Origin of the sequence: Stenotrophomonas sp. AN71 (assembly GCF_050435725.1) — a bacterium.
In the GTDB taxonomy this organism is placed as follows: domain Bacteria; phylum Pseudomonadota; class Gammaproteobacteria; order Xanthomonadales; family Xanthomonadaceae; genus Stenotrophomonas.
Genome location: NZ_JBNDKU010000008.1, coordinates 46,257 through 59,161 on the forward strand (window position 1 = coordinate 46,257; position 12,905 = coordinate 59,161).

Genomic DNA, 12,905 nt, shown 5'->3' on the forward strand with positions numbered 1-12,905 from the left:
TCATGTGAACGCGCTCGCTGCAACCGTTACCGACGATGCTGAAGGCCGCATCCTGGATGCGCTGCTGGCGCGTGGCCGGCTCAAGGAAGGAGACCTGGCGCGCGCGCGCCCGCTGCATGCGGAGGCCGGTGGCAGCCTGCTCGGCCTGCTGGTGCGGCTGGGCCTGGTGTCCGAACGCGACCAGGCACAGGCCAGTGCCGAGGTGCTGGGCCTGCCGCTGCTGGAAGGCAAGCAGCTGCCGGAGGCGCCACCGCAGGCGCTGGCCGAGGGCCTGCCCCTGTCGCTGCGCTTCCTGAAGCAGTTCCATGTCTGCCCGCTGGAGCTGGATGAGCAGGGCGTGCGGCTGTGGTTGGCCGATGCCCACGATCCCTATCCTCAGCAGGCCGTGCAGCTGGCGCTGGGGGTTCCGGTGATGCCGGTGCTGGGCATGCGTGCCGAGATCGACGATCTGGTTGAACGCTGGTTCGGCCAGGGCCGCAGTGCGATGGGCGCGATCGTGGAAACCGCCGATGGTGAGGGCGGGGCGGTCGATGACATCGAGCATCTGCGCGATCTTGCCTCCGAAGCGCCGGTGATCCGCCTGGTCAACCTGGTGATCCAGCGCGCGGTGGAGCTGCGTGCTTCGGACATCCACGTCGAACCGTTCGAGAGCCGCCTGAAGGTGCGTTACCGCGTCGATGGCGTGCTGGTGGAAGGCGAGAGCCCGCCGGCCAATCTGACCGCCGCGGTGATCAGCCGCATCAAGATCATGGCCCGGCTCAACATCGCCGAACGCCGCCTGCCGCAGGACGGTCGCATCATGCTGCGCGTGCAGGGCAAGGAGCTGGACCTTCGCGTGAGCACCGTGCCCACCGCGCATGGCGAGAGCGTGGTGATGCGCCTGCTCGATCGCGAAACGGTGGTGTTCGATTTCCACCGGCTCGGTTTCACCGATGCCTTCCTGCCGCAGTTCCGCAAGGTGCTGGAGCAGCCGCACGGCATTCTGCTGGTGACCGGCCCGACCGGTTCGGGCAAGACCACCACGCTGTACACCGCACTGAGCCAGCTCAACACCGCCGACGTCAAGATCATCACCGTCGAGGACCCTGTCGAGTACCAGATCGAGGGCATCAACCAGATCCAGGCCAAGCCGCAGATCGGTCTGGACTTTGCCAATGCCCTGCGCAGCATCGTCCGCCAGGACCCGGACATCATCATGATCGGCGAAATGCGCGACCTGGAAACCGCGCGCATCGCGATCCAGTCGGCGCTGACCGGCCACCTGGTGCTGTCCACCCTGCATACCAACAATGCCGCCGGCGGCATCACCCGCCTGCTCGACATGGGGGTGGAGGATTACCTGCTGACGTCCACCATCAACGGCATCCTGGCCCAGCGCCTGGTGCGCCGGCTGGAACCGACCCACGCCGAGCGCTATGCCGCCTCGCCGGAGGAGATCGAGCGGTTCGAACTGCGCCGCCTGCAGCCGGAAGGGCCTATTCACCTGTTCCGGCCGAAGCCCTCGGCGCTGGCGCCGACCGGATACCTGGGCCGCACCACCATCATGGAATTCATGGTGATGAACGATGCACTGCGGCGCGCGGTGATGCGCCGCGACGGCATGGGCGAGATCGAGCGCATCGCACGCGAAGCAGGCATGCGCACCATGTACGAGGATGGCTTGGCCAAGGCGCTCAGCGGCCAGACCACCATCGAGGAAGTGCTGCGCGTGACCGAGGAAAGCTGATGCGTGCAGGACGCCGGGGCTGACATGCCGAACTATCGCTACAAGGCCCTCAATCCGCACGGCGAGATTTTCGACGGGCAGATGGAAGCGGCCAGCGAGGCCGAACTGATCGCTCGCCTGCAGGACCAGGGCCACCTGCCGATGGAGACGCAGCTGGCCGATGCCGGCGCGATCGGTGGCAGCAGCTGGCGCAACCTGCTGCAGCAGCGTCCGCTGCAAGGCGCGGCACTGTTGCAGTTCACCCAGCAGCTGGCGACCCTGCTCAGCGCCGGCCAGCCGCTGGACCGGGCGTTGTCCATCCTGCTCGGCCTGCCAGAGGACGAACGCTCGCGGCGTGCGATCACCGACATCCGCGACGTGGTGCGCGGCGGTGCACCGCTGTCCATTGCGCTGGAACGCCAGCACGGCCTGTTCTCGCGCCTGTACGTGAACATGGTGCGTGCCGGCGAGGCCGGTGGCAGCCTGCACGAGACCCTGCAACGCCTGGCCGACTACCTTGAACGCAGCCGCGCGCTGCAGGGCAAGGTGATCAACGCGCTGGTCTATCCGGCGATCCTGCTGGTGGTGGTCGGCGGTGCGCTGCTGTTCCTGCTCGGCTATGTGGTGCCGCAGTTCGCGCAGATGTATGAGAGCCTGGATGTCGCGCTGCCCTGGTTCACCAACGCGGTGCTGCAGCTGGGCCTGTTCGTGCGGGACTGGTGGATCCTGCTGCTGGTGGTTCCGGCCGTGGTAGCCCTGTTCTTCGAACGCAAGGCGCGGCAACCGGCGTTCCGGCTGGCGTTGGATGGCTGGCTGCTGCAGCGGCGCGGCATCGGCCGCCTCGTTGGCGAACTGGAAACCGCGCGGCTTGCGCGCACGCTGGGCACGTTGCTGCGCAATGGCGTGCCGCTGCTGGGGGCACTGGGCATCGCCCGCAACGTGCTCGGCAACCGCGCGTTGGCGGCCGACGTCGAAGCCGCCACGGATGAAGTGAAGAACGGTGCCGGCCTGTCGCTGGCCTTGTCGCGCGGCAAGCGCTTCCCACGCCTGGCCCTGCAGATGATCCAGGTCGGCGAGGAATCCGGTGCGCTCGATACCATGCTGATGAAGGCCGCCGACACGTTTGAACAGGACAGCGCCCGGCGCATCGATCGCCTGCTGGCGGCGATGGTGCCGGCGATTACCCTGGTGCTGGCCTCGGTGGTCGGTGCGGTGATCATTGCCGTGCTGGTGCCGCTGTACGACCTGACCAATGCCATCGGTTGACGATGGAATGCCCCGCAACCCCGACACTGTGCAACAGAAAGGAACGTCCATGATTGCTTCCCGTCGACCGATCCGCCTTTCCTTCACCGCCGCGCGCAACCAGTCGGGCATGAGCCTGCTGGAAATCATCATCGTCATCGTGCTGATCGGTGCGGTGTTGACCCTGGTGGCCAGCCGCGTGCTGGGCGGTGCCGACCGTGGCAAGGCCAACATCGCCAAGGCGCAGGTGCAGACCGTCGCGTCCAAGATCGACAATTACCAGATCGACACCGGCAAGCTGCCCGGCACGCTCAATGACCTGGTGACCGCGCCGGCCGGCGTCGGCGGCTGGCTCGGCCCGTATGCCAAGTCGGCCGACCTGAACGACCCGTGGGGCCACGCGCTGGAATACCGCGCGCCGGGCGAAGGGCAGCCATATGAGCTGGTCAGCCTGGGCAAGGATGGCAAGGCCGGCGGCAGCAGCGTCGACGCTGACATCCGCTACCAGCCGTAACCGGGCATGACGCATTTCCTGCCGCGCCGGGCGCCACGCCCGCGCCTGCACGGCAGGCGCGCGGCGGGCCTGTCGCTGCTGGAAATGCTGTTGGTCATCGCGCTGATCGCCGCGATCGGCCTGATCACTGCCGCTGGGCTGTCGCGCGGCTTCGCCGGCATGCAGCTGCGCAGTGCCGGCAAGGACATTGCCAACCAGCTGCGCGTGGTGCGTGCCCAGGCGATCGCCCGCGGCGAACCGCAGCGCTTCGTGATCGAGCCGGCACGGCGGCGCTGGGAAGGTGCCAACCAGCGCCACGGGGAGGTACCGGCACAGTTGCAGGTGCAGTTCGAAGGTGCCGCACAGCTGGCCACCGCACCGGGGCAGGGCGTGATCGAATTCCATCCCGACGGCGGCTCCAGTGGTGGCCGCATCCGGCTGCAGCGCGACGGTGCCGAATGGCGGATCGACGTCGGCTGGCTCACCGGCGAGGTCCGCTCCGGCCCATGGCGGGCGCAATGAAGCGGCGTGCGCGTGGATTCACCCTGCTGGAAGTGATCATCGCCTTCGCCCTGCTGGGGCTGGCGCTGACGCTGTTGCTGGGGAGCCTGTCCGGTGGCGCAAAGCAGGTGCGCGACGCGGCGCTGCGCACGCGCGCGGTGCTGCATGCGCAGTCGTTGCTGGCCGAGGCCGGTGTCGACGCACCCTTGCAGGTGGGCCGCCAGCAGGGTGACTGGGAAGAGGGGCGCTACCACTGGGAACTGCAGGTGCAGCCGTGGGTCGAACCGCGCGCAGGCAGTGCCACGCAGGCGCAGTCGCCAGGCACGCCGTGGTTGGCCGAACTGCAGCTGCAGGTGCGATGGGGCGACAGTGAACGCGAGCAGCTGCGTTGGCGCAGCCTGCGTCTGCTGCCGCCGGACCTGGAGAGCGGGCGATGAAACGCCGCGCCGCAGGCTTCACCCTGGTTGAAGTGATGCTGGCCACCGTACTGTTGGCCGGTGGCCTGGCACTGGCCTTTGCCAGCGTGCGCTCGGCGATGGCGGTCAGCCAGCGCGGCGAGCAGATCGCCGCCGAGAGCGAGCGCATGCGCGCAGTGCAGGCGTTGCTGCGCAGGCAGTTGGCGGGTGCGCTGCGGACCCCGTTGGAGACTCCTGATCCCACCCGCGAACCGATGTTCTTCCAAGGGGAAGAGCAGCGCATGCTGTTCGCCGCCGATCTGCCGGGCTACCTGGGGCGGGGGGGGCCTTATCTGCACGCCTTGCAGGTCGACGGGCGCGATGACCGCAAGCGCCTGCTGCTGGACCTGGTTCTGCTGCAGGAGGGCGAGCGGATCGCAGAGAACCCGCCGCGCCCCCCGGAAGTACTGGTGGAGGGCTTGAAGTCGGTGCAGCTGCGCTATCGCGGCATCGACGCCAGCACCGGACAGGTGACCGACTGGATGCCGCGCTGGGACGACACCCGCCGCCTGCCGATGCTGGTGGAGATCCAGATCGTGCCGGCCAGGGGCGCGGCCTGGCCACCGTTGGTGGTAGCTCCGCGCGCCGGTGGCGGCGGAGGTGCGCGATGAATCGTCAGCAGGGCGCTGCCCTTGTGCTGGTGCTGTGGCTGATCGCGCTGATGACGGCCCTGGTCGGCGCCTTTGCGCTGAGCGCACGGGTCGAGCACCTGCAGCAACGGGTGCTCGATGACGATGCGCGTGGTCAGGAACGCGCGCGTGCCGGCCTGGAATATGCCCTGTTGCGCCTGTCGGCCGACCCGCAGCGCGCGCCATGGCGTGCCGATGGCCGCACCTATCGGTGGCAGTTCGACGATGCCAGCATCGAGATCAAGGTGGTGGACGAGAACGGCAAGATCAACCTGAATCTGGCCGATGCCGCGCTGCTGACAGCCTTTCTCAAGGCTCTCGGCGAAGACGACGGCGCGGCGCGTCAGCTGGCCGGTGCCATCATCGACTGGCGCGACGAAGACAGTCTGCTGCAGGCCGGCGGTGGTGCCGAAGCTCAGGACTACGCCGCGGCGGGCCTGCCCTATGGCCCGCGCAACAAGCGCTTCGAGACCCTGGGCGAGCTGCAGCGGGTGCTGGGCATGCGCGAGGCGCTGTACCGGGCGATGCTGCCGCACCTGACGCTCTACAGCCGCCAGGCACGGCCGGATCCGCAGTTCGCCAGCGCGCCGGTGCTGACCGCGCTGGGGCTGGATGCGGACACGGTACTGGCGCAGCGCGCGCAGCAGGAGCGTGATGCAGATTCCGCTGGTGGTGCGACAACGCTTGCCAGCAGCAGTGGCACCTATAGTATCGAGTCCGGTGTCATCGACGGCAGTGGACGCCGGTCGGTGTTGCAGGCAGTCGTACGCAGTGGCTCGGGCGGGGTTCCCGGGCGGACTTACACAGTGCTTCGCTGGGAGCAGGGAATGACAGCAAGATGACGGCGTGGCAGGACACTCTGCGGCAGGTGCAGGGCCGGATCGGCCCGGGTGCCGGCCGTTTCCTGCGCTGGTGGCGGCAGTCGTTGCTGGCCTGGGTGCCAGTGCGCTGGCAATGGGCGCTCGGCTGGGGCCAGGCGCGCCTGCTGCTGCAGCGCCAGGGTGACCAGCTGCAGCTCTGGCGTGAAGCCGGCGAGCGCCGCGAAGCGGTGGCGCACCTGCCATGGCCACTGTCGCCGCTGGAGCTGGATCGCGTGCTGGAGCCTCGACTGCGCAGCCTGCCACGGGTGTGGTTGCTGCCAGAGGCCGATGTACTGCGGCGCACCCTGCGTCTGCCCGTCGCCGCTGCCGATCGCCTGCGCGCCGTAGTCGGCTTCGAGATCGATCGGCAGACGCCGTTCGAATCCTCGCAGGTCAGCTATGACGTGCGTGAACTCGGCGCCGGCAGCGAAGGCCAGCTGCAGGTCGAGCTGGTGGCGTGGCCGTTGCGCCAGCTGGAGGCGTGGCGGGGCCAGGTGGGCCAATGGGCCGATGCGCTGGCCGGTGTCGACGCCATCGACGCACAGGGCACGGTCCTGCGGGTGAACCTGCTGCCACCGGTGCAGCGCCAGCTGCGGCCGGATCCGATGCGGCGCTGGAACCTGCTGCTGGGCATCGCCGCCGCGGTGATGCTGGTACTGGCCGCCCTGCAGTTGCTCGACAACCGCCGTGCCGCCGCCGACGACCTGCGCGCGCAGGTCGAGCGAAGCGCACGCAGCGCACGGGGCGTGGCCAGCGAACGCGCCCAGCTGCAGGCGCTGATCGATGGGGCGGCATTCCTGGAAAAGCAGCGCAGCCAGCGTGCCGGTACGGTGGAGATCTGGACCGAACTGACCCGGCGCCTGCCGGAAGGCACCTACCTGGAAAAGCTGGCAATCGAAAACAACAGCCTGCAGTTGATCGGGCTCAGCCGCGAGGCATCGCAGCTGGTGCAGCTGCTGCAGGACGCACCGCAATGGCGCAAGGTCAACCTGACCGGCGTCCTGCAGGCCGATGGCGCTGCCAGCGGCCGTGACCGCTTCACCCTGACCGCCGAGCTGCAGCCGATGACGGCCGCAGCGCCCACCACGGAGGCGGCCGATGCCGATGCCAAGCGCGCGCCGTGACCGCTGGCTGGCGCTGGCACTGCTGCTGGCAGTGCTGGGCGTGGCCTATCTGCTGCTGGTGCACCCCTGGTTCACCCAGCCGCTGCGTGAGATCGATACCGATGTCGCCGCGCTGCGCGAACGTGAGGCACGCGTGCAGGCGCAGCTGCAGCAGCAACCGCAGATCGAGCAGCGTCTGCGCGCCACCCGTGAAGCCTTGCAGCAGCGGCCAGGCTTCCTGCGCGAAGCCACCGCCGAAGCGGCGGCGGCCGCGCTGGGCGCGAAGCTGCAGGATGCGGTGGCGATGGCCAGCCCGGGCAACCGCAGCTGCACCATCAGCAACCGCACGCCGCTAACCGACAACCGCCGCGACGCCGAGTTCGTCCGTGTCGCCATGCAGGTGCGCCTGCGCTGTGGCGTGGCCGAACTGGCCACCGTGCTGCACAGTCTGGAAACCGGCAGCCCACGGTTGTTCGTCGACAACCTCAACCTGATCGCGCAGCGCTTCCAGCAATCGCCGAATGAATCGGGGCTGGGCCTGGATGTGTCCTTCGAGCTGGCCGGCTATCTGTTACCCGGCGCCGCCGCCGATGGCGCGGCACCGACAGCACCGGCTGTAGCCGAACCAGCACCGTCCTCACCTCCTGCGGCAGCACCTGCTCCAGCACCGCCGCCGCCGGGCGAAGGACAGGAGGGTGCCGATGAAACTTGAGCAGATCAGCCTGCGCACCGGCTTCCTGCTGGCCTTGGCGGGCTGGTCGGCGGCCATCTGGCTGGCGACCGGCTTTGGTCTGGGCAGCCGGTTGCCTGGCGCAGATGGCAATACCGATGCCGCGCCGACGTTGCCCACGCTGCCGCCACTGGCCGCCGAGCGCATGGCCAGCGCCGACAGCTACAGCGCCATCGGCGAGCGTCCATTGTTCGCCGAAGACCGCAGGCCGAAGCCGTATCTCCTGGGCGGCAGCGAACCGGCTGCCAGTGCCGCGCTGCGCCTGACCGGCGTACTGCTGACGTCCGATTTCGGCATGGCAACCTTCACCACCGAACAGAACCGCTCGCTGCGCCTGCGCCTCAACGGTGACGCTGTGGATGGCTGGCAGCTGGTCGCCCTGCAACCGCGCCAGGCCACGGTGATCGGCCCCAGCGGCAACCAGGTGCTGGAACTGGCCGTGTTCAACGGGCAGGGGGGCGAGCCTCCGACGATACTGCGGGGCGCCAATGGCGTGCCCTCGGCGGTGGGAGGGGTCGTGCCACCGCCGCCGCCCGCGCCCCCCGTGCCTGCACAGAACCCGGCGCCGGCCGCCCAGCACACCGCCGAGGCCGCCGCTGCGCCAGCGGCCGCCGCCAAGACACCGCCTGCCAACAGCAACGGCCCCAGCGAAGCGCAGATGCAGGCCATCCGCGAACGCATCCAGGCCCGTCGCCGCCAGCTGCAGCAACAACAACAGCAGCCACAACCGTCGCCGCCCCCGGGCGATGGCACCAACCGATAGAGTGAATGCATGAACCTGCGTTTTCTTCCCTGGTCCTTTGCCCTCGCGCTGCTGGTCGGCTGCAGTACGGTGTCCGCGCCGCACGTGCAGCGCAACGGCAACCTGTCGCCCAACGCCGATGCCGGCCAAGCGGGTGACGTCGCCGCCGATGCCGCCCGTGAGAGCCAAGGAGCGCCGCAGGCGGTGATCCGTCGTGGCACCGGCACCATGATCAACCGCGAAGCGGCGCGTGCACCGGCACCGGCACTGCATGGCGCCAGTACCGGCGAGGCAACCTTCAATTTCGAAGGTGAGTCACTGCATGCGGTGGTCAAGGCGATCCTCGGCGACATGCTGGGCCAGAACTATGTGATCGCACCCGGCGTGCAGGGCACGGTCACCCTGGCCACGCCCAAGCCGGTGTCGCCGGCACAGGCGCTGAACCTGCTGGAGATGGTGCTGGGCTGGAACAATGCACGCATGGTCTACAGCGGCGGTCGCTACAACATCGTCGCCGCCGACCAGGCGCTGGCGGGCACGGTCGCACCCAGCACCGCGCCGGCCGCGAGCGCCCGCGGCTTCGAGGTCCGGGTGATCCCGCTGCAGTTCATCTCCGCCACCGAGATGAAGAAGGTACTGGAGCCGTATGCCCGCCCCAACGCCATCGTCAACGTGGACAGCGGCCGCAATGTGATCACCCTCGGCGGTACCCGCGCCGAACTGGAAAACTACCTGCGTACCGTCGAGATCTTCGACGTCGATTGGCTGTCGGGCATGTCGGTGGGTGTGTTCCCGATCCAGTCGGGCAAGGCCGAGCAGGTCGCCGCCGACCTGGAGAAGGTGTTCGGCGAAGAGAGCAAGACACCCAGCGCCGGCATGTTCCGCTTCCTGCCGCTGGAAAATGCCAACGCGGTGCTGGTGATCACCCCGCAGGTGCGCTACCTGGACCAGATCCAGCAGTGGCTGGACCGCATCGATACCGCTGGCGGCAGTGCCCGCCTGTTCTCCCACGAGCTGCGCTACATCAAGGCGCGTGACCTGGCCGAACGTCTCAGCGAAGCGTTCGCCAGCAGCGGCAACCGCGGCGGTTCCAGCCCGGCCTCGCTGGCGCCGGGCGCGATCCCGTCGCAGCTGGGCGGTGATGGCGACCGCGGCATGGACAACAACAGCAGCCCCGGTTCGACCCTGGGCGGGACCAGCAGTGGCAGTGGCAGCAGCGGTGGCAGCATGAACCTGCCGCAGCGCCAGTCGGGCAATGTCAGTGTCAGCCTGGAAGTGGAGGGTGACCGCGTCGGCGTGTCGGCCGTGGAGGAAACCAACACCCTGCTGGTGCGTTCGACCCCACAGGCCTGGCGTTCGATCCGCGAAGTGATCGAGAAGCTGGATGTGATGCCGTTGCAGGTGCACATCGAGGCACAGGTGGCCGAAGTCGCACTGACCGGCGACCTGAAGTACGGCGTGAACTGGTTCTTCGACAACGCGGTGGCCGGGCGCGCACTGGGGGGGGCTCTGGGCGCGCTGACCCTGCCGCCCGCTGCAGCCGGTTCGTGGAGCACGTTCGCGGGCGGCGTGACCGGCACCGATGGCGTCGGCTGGGCCTTCACCGGCCACAACGCGGCCGCGGTGGTCAGCGCGCTGGACAAGGTGACCGACCTGCGCCTGCTGCAGACCCCGTCGGTGTTCGTGCGCAACAATGCCGAGGCCACACTCAACGTTGGCGACAAGGTGCCGATCAACACCACCACGGTGAACACCGGCGTGGGCACCAGCACCTACAGTTCGGTGCAGTACATCGATACCGGTGTGATCCTGAAGGTGCGCCCGCGCGTGACCCGTGATGGCACCGTGTTCCTGGACATCGTGCAGGAGGTGAGCAGCGCCTCGGATGTACCGGAGGCCTGCAACCCGACCGAGCGCAACTGCAACCCGCGCATTTCGACCAAGAAGCTGTCCACCGAAGCGGCGGTGCAGAGCGGCGACACCATCATGCTGGCCGGTCTGATCACCGATTCGGCCACCGATGGCAGCAGCGGCATTCCGGGCCTGAGCAAGATCCCGGTGGTCGGTGCGCTGTTCGGGCAGAAGACCCGTACCAGCCGCCGTTCGGAAGTGATTGTGCTGTTGACTCCGACGATCGTGCGCAACAGCCAGGAAGCGCGCAACCTGACCGACGAGTACAGCAAGCGCTTCCGAGCGATGGAGCCGCTGAACCAGCCGCGCGCACCGAAGAAGTAAGGGGTTACGGCCGGGCGGCGCCCGGCACCCGCAGAGGCTGGAGCAACAGCAACAGCAACAGCGGGTTTGCTGGGGATGGCGGGGCGGTGTGGGCAGTAGATCCACGCCATGCGTGGATGAATTTCTGTCAGACATCGAAATGAATCTGGGGTCAGATCCGCTTTCCTCTGGAAAACGGATCTGACCCCGAGAGTTGTTCCGACAGATCGTGTAACTCTGTCGAAGGCGGGGTGGGTCCGGTTGCGGGGGTGTCCGCGGCATGGATGCCGCGGCCAAGCCCCCATGGAAGGGTTCACGGCGTCCTCCGCAACCGGACCCATTCGGCCATCCCTCAGGAAACTCGCGTCGGCTGTTGCGGTTGCTCCGGCTTCTGCAGGTGCCGGATGCAACCCGGCCGATACCCTCCCGGTGCTACGCTGTGGCCACCGACAACCACGGAGGCGGAATGGGGGCGATCGTGTTGTTGCCGCTGTGCGTGGACGATGCTGCGCTCGACCGCTGCCTGGCCGCGCTGGATGCCGGCACCGCGCCAGGTACCGCGGTCTGGTTGGCCGATGACGCGCAGACAGGGCCGCGCGCGCAGGCCGTGGTGGAGCACTGGTTGGCACATACGTCGTTGCAGGCCGAATACACCCGCCGCGTGCGTCCGCTCGGTGAGGTGGCCCACCTCGATGAAATGCTGCGAGCCTGCGACGGCCTGGACGTGGCCGTGCTGGCGCCGGACAGCGTACCGGCGCCGGGGTGGCTGCAACAGCTGCAGGCTGCCTTCGCCCGCGATGCGGCCATCGCCACCGCAACGCCGTGGTGCAATGCCGGTGAAACCGCCGCGTGGCCGCGGTTGGGCGAGATCAATCCCGAGCCGCAGGATCCAGCATTGCTGGCACACACCTGCGCTGCGCTGCCGACGTTGCATCCGGAACTGCCTTCGGCGGTGACCCACGCGGTGCTGGTGCGCGGCAACGCGCGCCGCCGTGCCGGTGGCCTGGACGTGGACAGCTACGCCGGCTGGAACGCGGCGCTGGTCGATCTCAGCCTGCGCATGGCTGGCCTGGGCTGGCGCAATGTGCTGTGCGAGACCGCCTTCGTTGGTCGGGCGGGCGAGGCGATCAGCCGCGACGGTGACCTGGAAGCACTGGCCGCGCGCTGGCCGGCCTGGGTGCCGCGCCTGGCTGACTTCCTGATGCATGACCCGCTGCATGGGTTGCGTGCAGACCTGCAGCAACGCATGCAGCAGGCGATAATGCCGCGAGAGCAGGGCGACCTGTTCGTCCCGTCCGCGCCGGAGTCCACCGCTTGAATGCTGCCATTGCCGCCATCGTCGTCACGTTCCAGAGCGGCAGCACCATCGATGCCTGTCTTTCGCGCCTGCGTCAGGCGCAGGACGTCGCCGAAATCCGGGTGATCGACAACGGTTCGCTCGATGGCACCCTGGAGGTCGTGCAGCGCCATGCCAGCCACGATCCGCGCGTGCGCTTCGTCGGCAATCCGGACAATCCCGGCTTCGCTGCCGCCAACAACCAGGGTGTGGCCGCTTCGCACAGCCCCTGGCTGGCCTTCATCAATCCGGATCTGATGGTCGAACCGGATACGCTGGCCGAGCTGCGCAACCGTGCCGAAGCCCTCGGCGATTGCCTGCTGGGTGTGGAGCAGGTGGATGAGCATGGCCATGCCGACGAGGCGGTGCGGCGCCGCGACCCGGACTTCCTGCTGATGCTGCGTTCGCCGGGCAAGGGCTCCAAACTGGCGGTACCACGCGACCCGCACCGGGCGCTGCAGCAGGTGCCGGCACTGTCCGGTGCATTGCTGATGATGCCGCGTGCCTTGTTCGACCGCATCGGTGGCTGGGACGCCGGCTATCGGCTGCACGCCGAGGACCTGGATCTGTGCCGGCGTGCGCGCGAGGCCGGGGCGGTAGTGGCCATCGCCAACGATCTGCAGGTCACCCATGTGCGGGGCGTCTCCAGCCGCTCGCGTCCGTTCTTCGTTGAATGGCACAAGCACAAGGGCCTGTGGCGGTACTTCCAGAAGTTCGAGGCGCAGCAGCGGTCGTTGCCGGTGCGGGCGGCGGTCTGGGGGGCGATCTGGGCACATGCGCTGATGCTGGTGCCGAGGCTGCTGCGCAGGTCGTTGTAGAACCGGTCCAGTGCGGAAAGCATCCACGCATGGCGTGGATCTACTGACAGGCCTCCTGTGGAGCCGAGCCTACG

General features: G+C 68.4%; 13 protein-coding genes. All 13 read left to right on the forward strand.

What is annotated here, in order from left to right:
- Positions 1-4: 4 nt before the first annotated feature.
- The 13 genes from gspE (at position 5) to ABH900_RS13595 (ending at position 12,831) form a co-directional block, all read left to right on the forward strand.
- Entirely contained in the window at positions 5-1,726 is a 1,722-nt protein-coding gene (gene gspE / locus ABH900_RS13535) for a type II secretion system ATPase GspE (protein WP_429623461.1), read from the forward strand.
- Between the two features lie 24 nt (positions 1,727-1,750).
- Positions 1,751-2,971 (forward strand): type II secretion system protein XpsF, encoded by a 1,221-nt coding sequence (xpsF, locus tag ABH900_RS13540; RefSeq protein ID WP_429623462.1) that lies wholly within the window; start codon positions 1,751-1,753, stop codon positions 2,969-2,971.
- Positions 2,972-3,020: 49 nt separating this feature from the next.
- Positions 3,021-3,464, forward strand: a complete 444-nt coding sequence (gspG, locus tag ABH900_RS13545) for a type II secretion system major pseudopilin GspG (RefSeq protein ID WP_429623463.1) — start codon at positions 3,021-3,023, stop codon at positions 3,462-3,464.
- Positions 3,465-3,470: 6 nt separating this feature from the next.
- Positions 3,471-3,965 carry a type II secretion system protein XpsH gene (gene xpsH / locus ABH900_RS13550; protein WP_429623464.1) on the forward strand — a complete coding sequence of 165 codons (495 nt, stop codon included), beginning with the start codon at positions 3,471-3,473 and terminating at the stop codon, positions 3,963-3,965.
- Positions 3,962-4,381 carry a type II secretion system protein XpsI gene (xpsI, locus tag ABH900_RS13555; protein WP_429623465.1) on the forward strand — a complete coding sequence of 140 codons (420 nt, stop codon included), beginning with the start codon at positions 3,962-3,964 and terminating at the stop codon, positions 4,379-4,381. Before xpsH ends, xpsI begins: the two co-directional genes overlap by 4 nt.
- Positions 4,378-5,010: a type II secretion system protein J gene (locus ABH900_RS13560; RefSeq protein WP_429623466.1), complete on the forward strand. Its 633-nt coding sequence runs from the start codon at positions 4,378-4,380 to the stop codon at positions 5,008-5,010. Before xpsI ends, ABH900_RS13560 begins: the two co-directional genes overlap by 4 nt.
- Complete coding sequence (locus tag ABH900_RS13565) at positions 5,007-5,870, forward strand: general secretion pathway protein GspK (protein WP_429623468.1); 864 nt, start codon at positions 5,007-5,009, stop codon at positions 5,868-5,870. Before ABH900_RS13560 ends, ABH900_RS13565 begins: the two co-directional genes overlap by 4 nt.
- A complete protein-coding gene (locus tag ABH900_RS13570; RefSeq protein ID WP_429623470.1) occupies positions 5,867-7,012 on the forward strand; it encodes a PilN domain-containing protein in 1,146 nt (381 codons plus the stop codon). Before ABH900_RS13565 ends, ABH900_RS13570 begins: the two co-directional genes overlap by 4 nt.
- Positions 6,987-7,703: a type II secretion system protein GspM gene (gene gspM / locus ABH900_RS13575; RefSeq protein ID WP_429623472.1), complete on the forward strand. Its 717-nt coding sequence runs from the start codon at positions 6,987-6,989 to the stop codon at positions 7,701-7,703. The genes ABH900_RS13570 and gspM overlap by 26 nt, the downstream gene beginning before the upstream one ends.
- Positions 7,693-8,484: a hypothetical protein gene (locus ABH900_RS13580; RefSeq protein WP_429623474.1), complete on the forward strand. Its 792-nt coding sequence runs from the start codon at positions 7,693-7,695 to the stop codon at positions 8,482-8,484. Before gspM ends, ABH900_RS13580 begins: the two co-directional genes overlap by 11 nt.
- A 9-nt stretch (positions 8,485-8,493) precedes the next feature.
- The gene (gene gspD / locus ABH900_RS13585) at positions 8,494-10,698 is read left to right on the forward strand and encodes a type II secretion system secretin GspD (RefSeq protein WP_429623476.1); all 2,205 of its coding nucleotides are present in this window, start codon (positions 8,494-8,496) and stop codon (positions 10,696-10,698) included.
- Positions 10,699-11,143: 445 nt separating this feature from the next.
- Positions 11,144-11,995, forward strand: coding sequence for a glycosyltransferase family 2 protein (locus ABH900_RS13590; protein ID WP_429623477.1), 852 nt, complete (start codon positions 11,144-11,146; stop codon positions 11,993-11,995).
- On the forward strand, positions 11,992-12,831 hold the full coding sequence (locus tag ABH900_RS13595) for a glycosyltransferase family 2 protein (protein ID WP_429623478.1): 840 nt from the start codon (positions 11,992-11,994) through the stop codon (positions 12,829-12,831). Before ABH900_RS13590 ends, ABH900_RS13595 begins: the two co-directional genes overlap by 4 nt.
- Positions 12,832-12,905: the final 74 nt, after the last annotated feature.